Below are 13,726 nucleotides of genomic sequence, written 5' to 3'. Positions count from 1 at the left end.
CTGTGCTTGCCTGTCTTCAGCACCGCACTGCACTATAATTTCCGGTCATGAATACTCAACGCATCCTCGCTCACTTCCAGGAAAGCGCCGAGCTGAAGCTCAATTCCGCCGCCGCCCTGACCCAACCGATTTCGCAGGCCGTCGAACTGATGTTCGCCGCCCTGTCCAACGGCAACAAGATTCTCGCCTGCGGCAATGGCGGCTCGGCAGCTGACTGCCAGCACTTTGCCGCCGAGCTGGTCGGCCGTTTCGAGCGCGAGCGCTTCCCGCTGCCCGCACTGGCCTTGACCACCGACACGTCGATCCTGACCGCCGTCGGCAATGATTACAGCTACAAGGATGTGTTCTCGAAGCAGGTGCAGGCCTTCGGCCAGGCCGGCGACATCCTGCTGGCCATTTCCACCTCCGGCAATTCGGCCAATGTGCTGGCGGCGGCGGAAGCGGCGCTCGAACGCGAGATGCGCATCGTGGCGCTGACCGGCAAGGATGGCGGCCAGCTGGCCAAGATGCTCACCGATGCGGACGTGCACATCAACGTGCCGCACAGCCGCACCGCACGCATCCAGGAAGTGCACCTGGTCACGATTCACTGCATTTGCGACGGCATCGATGTCGCGCTATTCGGAGGAGATGAAGAATGATGAAGGCCCGTTTGTCGAGCACGCTCACGAAAGCGATCCTGTGCGCCGCGCTGGCGACGTCGCTGACCGGCTGCGTCGAAATGATGGTCGGCAGCGCCGTGGTCGGCGCGGTCGCCACCGCCGACCGCCGCACCCTGGGTGCGCAGACCGAGGACAAGGCGATCACCGTCAAAGGCGAAGTGAAGGTCGCCAAGGTTGTCGGCGACGCCGGCCACGTCAACGTCACCAGTTACAACCGCAAGGTGCTGCTGACCGGCGAAGTACGCGACGAAGCCATGAAGTCCCAGGTCGAGCGCGAAGTGCGCGCCATCGACAACGTGGTCAACGTCATCAACGAACTCGAGATCGCCGGCCCGTCCAGCTACACCTCGCGCTCCAGCGACGCCCTGATCACCACCAAGATCAAGGCCAGCCTGGTCGACAAGAAGACCGTCTCGGCGGTGTCGTTCAAGGTCGTCACCGAGCGCGGCAACGTCTACCTGATGGGTATCGTCACCCCGCGCGAAGGCAATGTGGCCTCGCAAGTGGCCGAAGGCGTGTCTGGCGTGCAACGCGTGGTCAAGATGTTCGAATACATCAGCGAAGAAGACCTGAAGGCGATGCAGCCGCAGACCGCGCAGGCCTCCACCACCGCCCAGTAAAAACGAGGTCAAGGACGGCGCCGGGCGGCGGGGCTATAATGGCCCTGTTGCCCGCCTCACCAAGATGACATCATGAACGCTCCGGCTTCGAAACGCTCCTGGATCAACTGGGCCGCCATCGGCGCGGCCGTCCTCATCATTGGCGGCATCGGCTACCAGACGCTCACCAAGAGCGTGAAGGCGCCGGACGTCACCTTCATCAGCATCGACGGCCAGAAGATCAGCAGCGCCGACCTGCGCGGCAAGGTCGTGATGGTGAATTTCTGGGCAACCTCGTGCGCGACCTGCGTCAAGGAAATGCCCGCGATGGTGGATACGTACAACAAGTTCAAGGGCCAGGGCCTGCAGTTTGTCGCGGTGGCGATGAGCTATGACCGTCCGGACTACGTGCTCAATTACACGCAAACGCGCCAGCTGCCCTTCAAGGTGGCGCTCGATTCGGGCGGCGACCTGGCCAAGCAGTTCGGCGATGTCGCCATGACCCCGACTACCTTCGTAATCGGCAAGGACGGCGAAATCCTCAAGCGCTACGTGGGCGAGCCCGAGTTCCCGGCCTTGCACCAGCTGCTGCAGAAGGCGCTGACGGCCAAGGGCTGAGCAGCCGAAGGCGCACGGCGTCAGCTTTCCAACTTACCTCCCCAACGTCGTCCCCGCGCAGGCTGGACCCATGCTGAGTTTGCGGACGTCCGGCATTTGTTCGTAGACGCGAACGGTCTATGGGTCCCCGCCTGCGCGGGGACGACGTGCCAAGTCAAACAAAAGAAAAGCGGGCCGCCGGGGTATCCCCGCCACAGCACGCCTGACCTAGCTCAAACCCACCGCATTTGATTCGTCCAAGCTTGACGCATTCCCAGACACCCCTTGCGCGCCCGTGCTCGGGCCAGGAGGCGTGATGCACAAATCCTTGCGCAGCCCGCTGATCGCAGCCCAGCTGATGGCGCTGGCCGCCTGCTCCAGCACGCGGCCCGAGCCCGCCGCGCCGGTGGTGATCCACTACCAGCACGTGGCCAACGCCCACGAGGTCCATTTCGCCAGCCCGCTCGCGCTGGCGCCGCACCCCGCCGCGTGGGTGCTCCCGCGCCTGCGCCAGGGATTCTGGGCCATCTTCGTCTTGTGCAGCATGAACGTGCGCAGCGACCTGCGGCGCTTCTATTACGACGTCAACGATTTCCGCATCGACTATCCCGGCCGCGACGATGGCCCGCTGCGTCCCTTCAGCCTGCGCTTCGACGACAAGCCGGACCTCAACACCCCGGGCGACACGCCCGCCCTGTCCGGCGCCATCGCCGGCGAGCTGCAGCATGGTCCCGCGCAGCAAACCTTCGGCCCCGGCGCCTATCCCGCGCTCAACTACCGCATCGCGCTGTTCATCCCGCGCGGCCTCGACGACTACGCTGGCGACCAGCTCGCCCTGCGCTACCGCGGCCAGCGCGTGCTCCTGCTCGGCAACGGCTACCCGCCCTTCGATATCCCTGTGGTCGGCGGCAACGGCGCCGGCGTCGCCTCGCACTGCCTGCCCTGACTAACGGCGTCCGCGCTTGTCGTGCCGCTTGCGCGCCGCCGCGTTCTGCTGCTGCAGCAGCGAATCGACCCGCTCCGATGCTTCGCGCGCCAGCTCCTGCGCCAGCTCGATGCTGGGGAAGTACTCCGGCAGCCGGTAACCCAGCCAGGCGTAGGCCGAATACATGCGACAGGTATCCTCCACCTCCTGCAGGTTCTGCCAGAACAGCGATTCCGGATGCGGCTGCAGCGGACTCGCCTTCTTCTTCGCCAGCGACAGCGACCAGTGCTCCCACGCGCTCTGCAGCACCGGCACGCGGGTCGATACCGGCACCAGCGACAGCGTGAATTTCTCCGCCACCGACAGCGGCAGCGAATCCAGCCATTCCGCGCGTTCGTTCTGCTCCTCGGTAATCTTCGGGAAGAAAAAGCCGTCCGGCACATCGATGTTGTGCACGAAACGACGCAGCAGCTTGACCAGCGAATTCTCCCCGGTCACCGCCGCGATGCGATGCAATTGCTCCAGCGACGGCGCCACCGCGAAGCCGGTGGCCGGCACCGGCGGCACCTTCTCCTTCAGCAGGGCGCGCATGATCTCGTGCGTGTCGTCGTCATAACCGGCCACGAAGCCTTCCTCGTGCACGCCGAAACGCCCGGCGCGGCCAGCGATCTGCTTGGCCAGCGCCGCCGAAATCTCTTCCTCCTCGACACCGTTGTACTTGACGGCCGTGGTCATGACGATCCGCTGGATCGGCAGGTTCAGCCCCATCGCCAGCGCGTCGGTGCCCACCACCACGTCGGCCTGCCCCTCGCGAAAGCGCGCCGCCTGCGCCCGTCGCACCTCGGGCGACAGATTGCCGTACACGGTCGCCACCGACAAGCCCAGCTCGGTGATCATGTCGCGCCACATCAGCACCTCGCGCCGCGAGAACGCGATGATGGCGTCGCCGCGCCGCACATTGCGCAGCTTGCGCACCGCGCCCGCCTCCATCGACAGCGGCGCCTTGCGCTTGAGCACGTGCACCTCCAGCTCGCATTCCAGCCGCGCCGCCAGCGCCTCGATCGCGCGCCGCGCTTCCGGCGCTCCGACCAGGTACACGACCTGGGCCGGTGCGCCACACACCGCCGCCGTCCACGCCGCACCGCGGTCGCGGTCCGACAGCATCTGGATCTCGTCGATCACCGCCACCTCGACCGCCGTGCGGGTGTCCAGCATTTCGACCGTGCTGGCCACGTGGGTCGCGCCCTCGGCAATGCGGCGCTCCTCGCCCGTCACCAGGCTGACCTTCAGTTCCTTGCCATGCGGACGCGCGTCCAGCAGGCGCTCATAGTTCTCCAGCGCCAGCAAGCGCAAGGGCGCCAGGTAGACCCCGCTGGCCGCGTTCGCCAGCGCCTCCATTGCCTTGTGCGTCTTGCCGGAATTCGTCGGCCCCAGCAGCGCGATGAAGCGGCGCTGCATCTTGCTCGCCACTTCGAAGCTATCGGGATACTCGGCCAGGTTGATGCTTTCCTTGGTGCGCGCCGCGTGCCGCTCCTCCTGCTCGCGTTCGATCGCGTGCGTGACGCGCTGCCCGATGCGGTCGAACACATACTCGGCCGGCTCGGAGGTTTCCAGCTCATCCAGCACATGCAGGAACAGCATCGGATCGAAACCGAACTCGTCGGCTTGCTCGGCGATCTCGGCGACGAACTCCTCGGCCTGCTGCTGCAGCTCCGCGACATCGCGCGCGCCGGCCCGTTCCTCGACCAGCTGGCGGCGCGCGGTCAAATCCAGCTTGCGCCACTTGCTCGGCTTGGCCAGCACGCCGCGGCTCGGCACCAGCCTGTACGGCACGCGCAGGCCCTCGTAGCGCACCTCGCCGCGCACGCGCACGAACACCCGGCCTTCCATCTTGACCAGCTCCATGCCGCGCGCCGCCAGGTCGAGCTCCTGTACAAGCAGCGCATCGTCGCCGTGGGTGCTGTCCTGTTCTTCTTGATTGCGTGAATCAGCCATCTTGCCTTGATACGAATAGATTGCCTGCACTATATCCGCTCGCGAGCCCCGCACGGTAGCCCGCACATGCATACTTTTGAACTCCTGCAAAGTTGCCGGTACGATATCGCCAAACACACACGAGGATCGCGCATGCAAAAAGTATTGATCGTTACCGGCGCCAGCCGCGGCATCGGCGCCGCTGTTGCGCGGCAAGCAGCGGCGGCAGGTTACGCAGTCGCCGTCAACTTCGTACGTGACAAGAGCGCCGCCGACGCCCTCGTCGCTGCCATCCGCGCGGCAGGCGGCACAGCGCTTGCCGTCCAGGCCGATGTCGGCGACGAGGCCGAGGTGCAAGGCATGTTCGCCACCGTCGAGGAGCAACTTGGCCCGCTGGCGGCGCTGGTGAACAACGCCGCCATCACCGGGCCGCTGCGCGACTTCATCAGCACCGATCCGGCCACCATCGAAGCCGTGTTCCGCACCAATGTCTACGGCACCATGCATTGCTGCCGCGCCGCGATTCATTCGTTCCGGCGCACCGGCGCCAAGGGCGTGATCGTCAACGTCTCCTCCGTCGCCGTCTCGACCGGCAGTCCCCAGGAATGGGTGCACTACGCCGCCAGCAAGGGCGCGGTCGATTCGTTCACCCTGGGCTTGAGCCGGGAGCTGGCAGCGGAAGGCATCCGGGTCTGCGGCGTCGCGCCCGGCATCACGCAGACCGACCTGCACGCCACGGCCGGCGCGCCCGGCCGCGCGGAGCGGTACGCGCAAAAAGTCCCGCTGCAACGACCGGCGACGCCGGAAGAAATTGCCGCGCCGATTGTCTGGTTACTGTCCCCGGCCGCGTCGTACTTCACCGGCACCACGCTGCGCTGCGCCGGTGGAATCTGATTCACTTGCTATGGGATGGTCTTCGTCTATAGCCAGCAAGTTGTACGCAATCTCCTATCAACGGTAACGGGGGCTTCCTTCCGCGGACCGACCCGACCAGGCAGTAAGGCGTCGACCGGGAAAGCAGGCATGAGGTCTTCCCCGCCTTCCCGCGAACACTTCACGCAATGCACGTTTTGCCCCCTGGGGTCAGGTCGTCCAAAGAATCAAGAATGTCCTTAGGAACTTATGCAACTGGAATTTTGATCAATTGGACGACCTGACCCCGGGGCGCTTTCGTCCACCGCGTCTTACTTCACCGGCACCGCGCTGCGCTGCGCCGGCGGTTTGTAGGCAGAAGCGGCTTCGACCAAGCAGGTATGCACGCCGCCTTGCTCTCCGAACTCGAAGCGCACCGGCAGGAAGCGCTCGATGACTTGGGCATTGGTCCTCGCGTGCAAGGAGATTGATGCCGTCGTGTAGCGCCCGCCGCCGGCCAGCGCCATTGGCAGCATCAGCTGGTCGGCCAGGTGCTCGCCCACCGCGCCCTCTGACGCCAGGTAGCGCCGCACGTCCTTGACCACGGCGCGCGCCACGGCATCGGAAGGGATGGATTTTTCGCCGATCGCGGTGAACACTTCCGTCACGTGCTCGTGCTCCAGCGTGATCAGCAGCGCGTTGCCCGGCCCCTGCTCGCCCGGCAGGCCACGTTCGCGCAACTGCGAGCCTTCCCACCCCATCGCGGCGCCGACACTGTCCAGCTCGCGCCTGGCGACATTCGCCGAGATGCCTGCGACAAAGCTCTCCGCATAGGCCGCCACCCGCGCGCCGCGCGCCATCCACTCGAACGGACGCAAGACGCCGCAGGGCTGGACCATGGCCGTGATCGCGCCGCCGCCCGCCGGATAGAAGCCGAAGCGGTGCAGTTCGAAACCGACCGCCGCGCCCATGTCCGCCAGCGCACGCGCATAGGCACGCTGCAGGAACTGCGCCGGCGGCGCCATCGGATTGTGCGTGCCGCCGGCCACCCGCACGGTCGAAGGCCGGTCCGCGAACAGCAAGGCCGGGACCAGCGTTTGCAAGACCAGCGTACAGCTCCCCGCCGTGCCGATGGCGAAGCGGTAGTCGCCGCCACGGATGGCTCCGGGCGAAAAGCTCAGCTGGAGCGAGCCGACGTGCGCGCCCTCGGCCTGCGCGCCGCACACCTCGGCAGCCGCTTGCACGGCCACCAAATGTTGGCGCATCAGCCCCGGCTTGGAACGGTTCGCGCGAATGTCCCGGATGCGAAAAGCCTGTCCAGTCAGCACCGACAGGGTCAGCGCCGAACGCAGGATCTGGCCGCCGCCCTCTCCCGCGGCGCCATTTAGTTCAATCATGTTCTTTTCTTTCTTTTTGCCGCCTGCGTGAGCGGCTGATTGCAAAACTCAGCCTTTCACGCAGACGATCTGTTTCAAGGTATGCACAACTTCCACCAGGTCGCGCTGCGCCTCCATCACCGCATCGATGTCCTTGTACGCCATCGGGATCTCGTCGATCACATCGGCATCCTTGCGGCACTCCACCCCTTCGGTCGCCTTGACCTGGTCGGCCACGGTGAAGCGGCGCTTGGCCTCGTTGCGACTCATGGTGCGGCCGGCGCCGTGGCTGCAGCTGTTGAAGCTTTCCGGGTTTCCCTTTCCGCGCACGATGTAGCTCTTGGCCCCCATCGACCCCGGAATGATCCCCAGCTCGCCCTCGCGCGCCGACACCGCTCCCTTGCGGGTGACGAGCACGTCCTTGCCGAAGTGGTGTTCCTTCTGCACATAGTTGTGGTGGCAATTCACCGCTTCCACGTGCGTCTCGAAGGGCTTGGTGATCACCGTGCGGACCGCCGCGATCAGGTTCTGCATCATCACCTCGCGGTTCAGGCGCGCAAACTGCTGCGCCCAGCCGACCGCCTCGACATAATCGTCGTAGTGCTGCGTTCCTTCCGGCAGGTAGGCCAGGTCATCGTCCGGCAGGTTGATGAAGTGCGTGCGCATGTCCTTCTTCGCCAGCTCGATGAACCAGGACCCGATCGCGTTCCCCACCCCGCGCGACCCCGAGTGCAGCATGAACCAGACGAACCCCACCTCGTCGAGGCAGATTTCGATGAAGTGGTTCCCCGTTCCCAGCGTCCCCAGGTGCTTGTAGTTGTTAGTGTTCCTCAGCTTCGGGGTCTTGTCGCAGATTGCGTCGAATCCATCCTTCAATTGCAGCCAGGCGGCGTCGACCGCTTGCGGCGGCGTGTCCCACGAACCCTTGTCGCGGCCTTTGAAACCACGCGTTTTCGGCGACATCCCGTGCGGGACCGAGCGCTCGATGGCCGAGCGCAGCGGGCCCAGGTTGTCGGGCAAGTCATTGGCGGTCAGCGTGGTTTTGGCAGCCATCATCCCGCAGCCGATATCGACACCCACGGCCGCCGGGATGATCGCCCCCAGCGTCGGAATCACGCTCCCGATGGTCGATCCCTTCCCCAGGTGCACGTCCGGCATCGCGGCGATGTGCTTGTAGATGAACGGCATCTTCGCCGTATTCGACAGCTGCTTCCTGGCCTCGTCCTCGACCGGCACCCCGTGCGTCCACATCTTCACCGGACGTCCGCCTTCGACCGCAATCACGTCAAAAGTCTCGTGTTTCATTTGCTTGTTCTCTCATTAAATTCCAAGAATTGTTAAAGCTTGCCGACTAGGATAGACAGGACGCTCTGCCAGACCTGTTCGGCCTGGGCCGACGTGACCGCATCCAACGAAACCATTACCTGGACAGTCGAATGGCGAGAAATCGGCGTGACAGCACTTTGTCGAATTGTAGTCACACTGCCATTCGTTCTTTGCCCCACACCTGCACTTCCCACGCTGATGGTCCAGCCCATGGCGTTCTCCTTGATTGTTTGGTACCCCTCCTATTGCAATGGCCGTGCCAGCCCGCTCATCCGCCATATGTTTTTCAGATAAGTGCTTGATAATTTTATGTTTTATTTCTAATACGCAAGATTGAACCGGAATGTGTTCGATCGGAAACGCGGTGTGCTAAATTATCTGTTTAGATAAACATTTATTCAAAATGAAGAAGAAGCGCAGCGTGGTGATCGGCTTCGTCGGCAGCCAGCTCGACAGCGGCAGCGGCGCCAACCGTTGGGAAAAGTGGCGCCCGACCGTGGCCCTGACCCAGCACGAAGAAGTGGTCATCGACCGCATCGAGCTGCTGTTCAATGGCCGCCACGGCGACCTGGCGGAACAGGTCAGGCGCGACATCGCCTCGGTGTCGCCTGAGACCGAAGTGAATCCCCGCCGCGTGCACATCGAGGACCCGTGGGACTTCGAACAGGTCTACGCGACCCTGTTCGACTTCGCGCGCAGCTATCCCTTCGATCCGGATAACGAGGAGTACTGGATCCACATCACCACCGGCACCCACGTGGTCCAGATCTGCATGTTCCTGATGACCGAGGCGCGCTACTTCCCCGGCCGCCTGCTGCAGACCGCCCCGCCGCGCCGCCAGACCGCGGGCGATCCCGGCTCCTTCACGCTGATCGACCTCGACCTGTCGAAGTATGACCAGATCGCCCAGCGCTTCACGCGCGAGCAGGAAGAAGGCGTGGCCTTCCTCAAGTCCGGCATCGCCACCCGCAACGCCCGTTTCAACGCGATGATCGACGAGATCGAGCGCGTGGCCATCAAGTCGAAGGCGCCGATGTTGCTGATGGGGCCGACCGGCGCCGGCAAGTCCTTCCTGGCGCGCCGCATCTACCAGTTGCGCCGGGCGCGGCACCAGATCGACGGCAAGTTCGTCGACATCAACTGCGCCACGCTGCAGGGCGACGGCGCGGGCTCGACCTTGTTCGGCCACGTCAAGGGCGCCTTCACCGGCGCCGCCTCGGACCGTCCCGGCCTGCTGCGCAGCGCGCACAAGGGCCTGCTGTTCCTCGACGAGATCGGCGAGCTCGGCCTGGACGAGCAGGCCATGCTGCTCAAGGCCATCGAAGAGAAGCGCTTCCACCCGGTGGGCTCGGACAACGAAGTGCAAAGCGATTTCCTGCTGATCGCCGGCACCAACCGTGACCTGTCGAAGGAAGTGGTCGCCGGCCGCTTCCGCGAAGACCTGTTCGCGCGGATCAACCTGTGGACCTACGAGCTGCCCGGCCTGACGGCGCGCCCCGAAGACATCGATCCCAACATCGATTACCTGCTGGCCCAGTTCGGCGCCGAGAATGCGCAGGTGGTGCGCCTGAACAAGGAGGCGCGCAAGCGCTACATGGATTTCGCGATGTCCGCGGAAGCGCGCTGGGCGGGCAATTTCCGCGACCTGTCGGCCTCGGTGCAGCGCATGGCGACGCTGGCCGAGGCGGGCCGCATCACGGATGTGATCGTGCAGGAAGAAGTCGCGCGGCTGCGGCGCCTGTGGCAGCACTATGCCAATGACGAGGCGGGCGATCTCGATCTGGAAGGCATTCTCGGCAAACAAGCCGCCGAACTGGACCTGTTCGATGCCGTCCAGCTCGGCGCGGTCATCGAAGTGTGCCGGAAATCGACAACACTGTCGGACGCCGGCCGCAAGCTGTTCGCCGTCTCACGGAGCGCCAAGGAACGGCCCAACGACGCCGACCGCCTGAAGAAATACCTGGCGCGCTTTGGCCTCAGCTGGGACGAGCTGCGCGGTTCTTAAGATTTGTAAGGAGCAAACGTCTTCACGCCAAAGGAGTAGGCTAAAACTAAAGCTGAACCAGCTTCCAATTTCGAGCGCCCCCGCCCGTTTGCATTACCAGCACGAAATGGAGGATGACATGAAGACCTACCAGGCTTTGCTGATCGCCAGTGTCTCCGCACTGGCCCTCTCGGCGTGCAGCCACATCGACCTGAGCGACCACAGCAGCGGTTCGTCCATGAGCAAGGGCGACACCGCCAGCGGCGACGAAGCCGCCGGACGCTCCTCGATCAACGAGAACATGGCCACCGGCACTCCGGCGAACGGCGAAGTCAATCGCAACAACAGGAACGAGGATTCGTTGCCGACGAATCAGCGCTAGGCTGGGCCGCTGGCGCCATAGACCGCTGTGTCCAGCTCGCCTTCGAGGCGGGCCACGGTGGTTGCGACCGCCAGATTTGCGCTGGCGCTGGCGACCGTGCGTGTCATGTCCAGCAGGCGGTCGAAGGGCAACACGAAGCCGACTACCAGCGCAGTCTGGTCAACGCCCGTACCCACCGCGGCAAGCACGGCAGCCAGCATGAACAGGGAAGCGGACGGCACCGGCGCGGTGCCGAAAGCCGCCAGCGTCGCCGTCAGCAGCACGATCAGGTAGCTGGCGGGCGCGATCTCGACGCCCAGCGCCTGCAGGCTGAACATGCTGAGCAGGCCCACGTACATCGCGGTCCCGTCCTTGCCGATCGCCGCGCCCAGCGGCAACACGGTCATGAACACCGGCTTGTTGATGCCGAGCTTGTCCTGCGCCACCCGCATCGCCACCGGCAGCGTGGCCGAGCTGGACGCGGTCGAGAACGCCACCATCAGGGCGTCCGGAATGGCGCGGAAAAAGGGCTGGACCTCAAGCCGCGCCACCAGCCGGATCAGCACGCCATGCACCAGCAGCACCTGCAAGGCCGAGCCGATCACCACGCACAGCGCCAGCCAGCCGACGTTGACGAACACTGCCGTGCCATTGGCCGCGATCGAGTTGGCGATCAGGGCGAACACGCCGAACGGGGTGGCTTCCATCACGATGGTGACGACGCGCAGCATCACGGCCGAGGCCGATTGAAAGAAGTCGGCCAGCGGGCGCCCCGCCGCGCCGGCGGTGATGGTGCCGGCGCCGAGCAGGATGGCGACGAATATAAGCGCCAGCATGTCGCCCTTGGCCAGCGCCTCGACGATATTCAGCGGCACGATGCCGATCAGCTGTTCGCCTACCGATTTGCTCGCGCCCAGCGCCTTGGGGATGGCGCCGCCGAGGTTGGCGCCGACGCCGGGATGCAGCAGCGCGCCGACCGCCATGCCAAGCGAAACCGCGACCACGGTGGTGCACAGGAACAGGCCGATGGTGCGCCCGCCCAGCGAACCCAGGCGCTTCGGATCGCCGAGCGAAGTCACGCCCGCCGTGATCGTCACGAACACGATGGGTGCGACCAGCATCTTGATCAGGCGGACGAAAATCTCGCCGAGAAAACCGACCTGCGGCGCGTATGAAGGCCAGACCAGGCCGACCACGACACCGAGCGCCAGGCCGCCCAGCACGCGCTTCCAGAGGGGGATGGCAAACCAGCCGCGGAGCATTGATTTACGTGCGCCCGGCTGGGCAGCGGCGGGAATGTTGGGCATCGTCATCCTGTCGATTGTCCGCAACGTAATGTTGCGCTACAAACATTCTGGACGATGCAAGGTGGCAGCGTCAATCACGCTGCCCGCCCCTTGGGCAAATCAGGCGCCTTCGACTGTGAACGGTCAGAAGATAATGAGACAACTGGACCGTTTTGACGCATATTCGACTAGAAGTTAGCGAGACAAAACTGAATAATTCTTGAGACAAGTTCTCACCAGCGAGGCTCATTCGCCCGCGGCGCGGGACTCCTCACCTGTGCTTAGAACCACTCCGGCCCGGGGCGGATCACTCATTTGCGATATGTAACAACGCGCGGCCCCCACTCTCTCTTTGCAACGTCATAGAGGCGGCGCTCTACCCATTCTCTACAATAATTTAGGCCAATCACCACTTGCTGGTTTTCATCGACGTACACATCTGACATCCCTTCAACGGGATAACGCTCTGGCGGGTTCCCACCTTCTGCAAGCTCGACAACCCCCGGTGACTTAATTTGGTGGTCCACCCCTCCATCCGGATTGATAACGACCGCGTTGTCCGGAGATGGTAAGTCCGAAGTCCCAACGACGACCACAAGCAGGTCGGTAAGCGGATCAAGTGCAGCCCATCCATATTTCGGGCGGAACTCGTGGGTAGTGCCAGCATATTCCCATACTATTGCTCGGTTGCGGGCATCACTGACAGCACGAGCTCTAGCAGTCTCGCCGGTAAGTGGATTGTCAGGGTGTGACAATTCGACTGGCGCGTCAGTCCCAGATGCGCTCACATAGCGGAGATTGGTAAATCTGATCATCACAATTCAATCCTCTGTAGGCTGACATGGCGGGCAACTGGCTGGGAAAGTACCCATTTTGAGGCTGCGACAAATGGGCATGCGAGCTCACACCGAGACTTCTCGACGAAACTCGGGAGGAGGAGTGAGGATAGTTCGGTAACACACATCAACCGGACGGGACAGGTGAGTCAGGACTAACTTCTAGTCGTTCACACACGCTGTCCGCCCTTGGGCAAATCAGGCGCCTACGACTGTGAACGGTCAGAAGATAATGAGACAACTGGACCGTTTTGACGCATATTCGACTAGAAGTTAGCGAGACAAAACCGTGTAATTCTTGAGACAAGTTCTCACCAGCGAGGCTCACTCGCCCGCCGGCGCGGGCCGGTTTTCATGACCTTGTCCCAGTAAAAGAAGTTGACTTATTTTTGTACACACCAACGCGTTCTTCCCACCTCCTAGTTTTCACGTTGTAGTGTCTCGATTCGACCCATTCGTAACGGAAGTTCATTCCAATAATTATCCGACCGCTCTGAACGTGAACTGAATCCAGGCATTCAACCGGGTAACGGCCCTGTTGTGAATGCGGCGGCGCAATCTCCACAAATTCCGGTGGGCTGATCTGATGATTTATTGTGCCGTCCGAATTGATCACTACAGCATTTTTCGGTCGTTGGTAGGAACGATCACTATAGTGCACGGTGACCATAAGCAAATCGGTGACCGGATCGAGCGCGGCGCTCACCACGTAATCAAACTGAATCTCAACCGCATCATCCCCGTGGTCCCAACAAATTCGACTCACTCTTGATTGTCGAACGGCCCTTGCAATGGGACTCTTATACCAATCTGGCCCATATGGATTATTCAGGGTGTGAAGGAGCAAGGGGGGCTTCGTCGCCTGCAGCACTGACGCATCGAAGATGGGGAAAATTGCTCACGGCTCTTCGGTTGTCCCAACGGTTAAAAGCGGTACTATCGCGATGA

13 protein-coding genes are annotated in these 13,726 nt (G+C 63.3%); 7 read left to right on the top strand and 6 right to left on the bottom strand.

Annotation, left to right across the window (positions count from 1 at the left end; translation table 11 throughout):
- Window positions 1-47 precede the first annotated feature (47 nt).
- From NX778_RS17350 to NX778_RS17335, 4 genes are all read left to right on the top strand, one after another.
- Window positions 48-641: a phosphoheptose isomerase gene (locus NX778_RS17350; protein ID WP_258813036.1), complete on the top strand. Its 594-nt coding sequence runs from the start codon at window positions 48-50 to the stop codon at window positions 639-641.
- On the top strand, window positions 638-1,282 hold the full coding sequence (locus NX778_RS17345; protein WP_258813035.1) for a BON domain-containing protein: 645 nt from the start codon (window positions 638-640) through the stop codon (window positions 1,280-1,282). Before NX778_RS17350 ends, NX778_RS17345 begins: the two co-directional genes overlap by 4 nt.
- Window positions 1,283-1,354: 72 nt before the next feature.
- Window positions 1,355-1,879, top strand: a complete 525-nt coding sequence (locus NX778_RS17340) for a peroxiredoxin family protein (RefSeq protein ID WP_258813034.1) — start codon at window positions 1,355-1,357, stop codon at window positions 1,877-1,879.
- Window positions 1,880-2,174: 295 nt separating this feature from the next.
- Entirely contained in the window at window positions 2,175-2,804 is a 630-nt protein-coding gene (locus NX778_RS17335) for a hypothetical protein (RefSeq protein WP_258813033.1), read from the top strand.
- Here the strand turns inward: NX778_RS17335 and NX778_RS17330 are convergent, their stop codons facing one another.
- Entirely contained in the window at window positions 2,805-4,778 is a 1,974-nt protein-coding gene (locus tag NX778_RS17330) for a helicase-related protein (protein ID WP_258813032.1), read from the bottom strand.
- Between the two features lie 132 nt (window positions 4,779-4,910).
- Here NX778_RS17330 and NX778_RS17325 point away from each other — a divergent pair, with 132 nt between their 5' ends.
- Complete coding sequence (locus tag NX778_RS17325) at window positions 4,911-5,651, top strand: SDR family oxidoreductase (RefSeq protein ID WP_258813031.1); 741 nt, start codon at window positions 4,911-4,913, stop codon at window positions 5,649-5,651.
- 290 nt (window positions 5,652-5,941) lie between these two features.
- On the opposite strand, the gene rtcA is transcribed toward NX778_RS17325, so the two are convergent.
- From rtcA to NX778_RS17310, 3 genes are read right to left on the bottom strand one after another with little or no spacing between them, the layout of a single operon-like run.
- A complete protein-coding gene (gene rtcA, locus NX778_RS17320; protein WP_258813030.1) occupies window positions 5,942-7,006 on the bottom strand; it encodes an RNA 3'-terminal phosphate cyclase in 1,065 nt (354 codons plus the stop codon).
- A 48-nt stretch (window positions 7,007-7,054) separates the two neighbouring features.
- Window positions 7,055-8,290, bottom strand: a complete 1,236-nt coding sequence (locus NX778_RS17315; protein WP_258813029.1) for an RtcB family protein — start codon at window positions 8,288-8,290, stop codon at window positions 7,055-7,057.
- A 32-nt stretch (window positions 8,291-8,322) separates the two neighbouring features.
- Window positions 8,323-8,523 carry a hypothetical protein gene (locus NX778_RS17310; RefSeq protein ID WP_258813028.1) on the bottom strand — a complete coding sequence of 67 codons (201 nt, stop codon included), beginning with the start codon at window positions 8,521-8,523 and terminating at the stop codon, window positions 8,323-8,325.
- Between the two features lie 191 nt (window positions 8,524-8,714).
- Between NX778_RS17310 and rtcR the strand changes: the two genes are divergently transcribed.
- Window positions 8,715-10,316, top strand: coding sequence for an RNA repair transcriptional activator RtcR (rtcR, locus tag NX778_RS17305; protein ID WP_258813027.1), 1,602 nt, complete (start codon window positions 8,715-8,717; stop codon window positions 10,314-10,316).
- Window positions 10,317-10,434: 118 nt separating this feature from the next.
- A complete protein-coding gene (locus NX778_RS17300) occupies window positions 10,435-10,677 on the top strand; it encodes a hypothetical protein (RefSeq protein WP_258813026.1) in 243 nt (80 codons plus the stop codon).
- On the opposite strand, the gene NX778_RS17295 is transcribed toward NX778_RS17300, so the two are convergent.
- Entirely contained in the window at window positions 10,674-11,963 is a 1,290-nt protein-coding gene (locus NX778_RS17295) for a dicarboxylate/amino acid:cation symporter (protein WP_258813025.1), read from the bottom strand. The genes NX778_RS17300 and NX778_RS17295 overlap by 4 nt on opposite strands.
- Before the next feature lie 290 nt (window positions 11,964-12,253).
- Window positions 12,254-12,757: a hypothetical protein gene (locus NX778_RS17290; protein WP_258813024.1), complete on the bottom strand. Its 504-nt coding sequence runs from the start codon at window positions 12,755-12,757 to the stop codon at window positions 12,254-12,256.
- Window positions 12,758-13,726 lie beyond the last annotated feature (969 nt).

It is taken from the genome of Massilia terrae, from assembly GCF_024753145.1.
Lineage (GTDB): Bacteria > Pseudomonadota > Gammaproteobacteria > Burkholderiales > Burkholderiaceae_D > Telluria > Telluria terrae.
Note: the sequence above shows the minus strand (reverse complement) of the source record. Positions and strands in the feature narration are given on the sequence as shown.

Excerpts from the sequence above, each read along its gene's own strand:
- NX778_RS17350 (WP_258813036.1), top strand. The coding sequence starts at position 48 with ATGAATACTCAACGCATCCTCGCTCACTTCCAGGAAAGCGCCGAGCTG.
- NX778_RS17345 (WP_258813035.1), top strand. The coding sequence starts at position 638 with ATGATGAAGGCCCGTTTGTCGAGCACGCTCACGAAAGCGATCCTGTGC.
- NX778_RS17340 (WP_258813034.1), top strand. The coding sequence starts at position 1,355 with ATGAACGCTCCGGCTTCGAAACGCTCCTGGATCAACTGGGCCGCCATC.
- NX778_RS17335 (WP_258813033.1), top strand. The coding sequence starts at position 2,175 with ATGCACAAATCCTTGCGCAGCCCGCTGATCGCAGCCCAGCTGATGGCG.
- NX778_RS17330 (WP_258813032.1), bottom strand. The coding sequence starts at position 4,778 with ATGGCTGATTCACGCAATCAAGAAGAACAGGACAGCACCCACGGCGAC.
- NX778_RS17325 (WP_258813031.1), top strand. The coding sequence starts at position 4,911 with ATGCAAAAAGTATTGATCGTTACCGGCGCCAGCCGCGGCATCGGCGCC.
- rtcA (WP_258813030.1), bottom strand. The coding sequence starts at position 7,006 with ATGATTGAACTAAATGGCGCCGCGGGAGAGGGCGGCGGCCAGATCCTG.
- NX778_RS17315 (WP_258813029.1), bottom strand. The coding sequence starts at position 8,290 with ATGAAACACGAGACTTTTGACGTGATTGCGGTCGAAGGCGGACGTCCG.
- NX778_RS17310 (WP_258813028.1), bottom strand. The coding sequence starts at position 8,523 with ATGGGCTGGACCATCAGCGTGGGAAGTGCAGGTGTGGGGCAAAGAACG.
- rtcR (WP_258813027.1), top strand. The coding sequence starts at position 8,715 with ATGAAGAAGAAGCGCAGCGTGGTGATCGGCTTCGTCGGCAGCCAGCTC.
- NX778_RS17300 (WP_258813026.1), top strand. The coding sequence starts at position 10,435 with ATGAAGACCTACCAGGCTTTGCTGATCGCCAGTGTCTCCGCACTGGCC.
- NX778_RS17295 (WP_258813025.1), bottom strand. The coding sequence starts at position 11,963 with ATGCCCAACATTCCCGCCGCTGCCCAGCCGGGCGCACGTAAATCAATG.
- NX778_RS17290 (WP_258813024.1), bottom strand. The coding sequence starts at position 12,757 with ATGATCAGATTTACCAATCTCCGCTATGTGAGCGCATCTGGGACTGAC.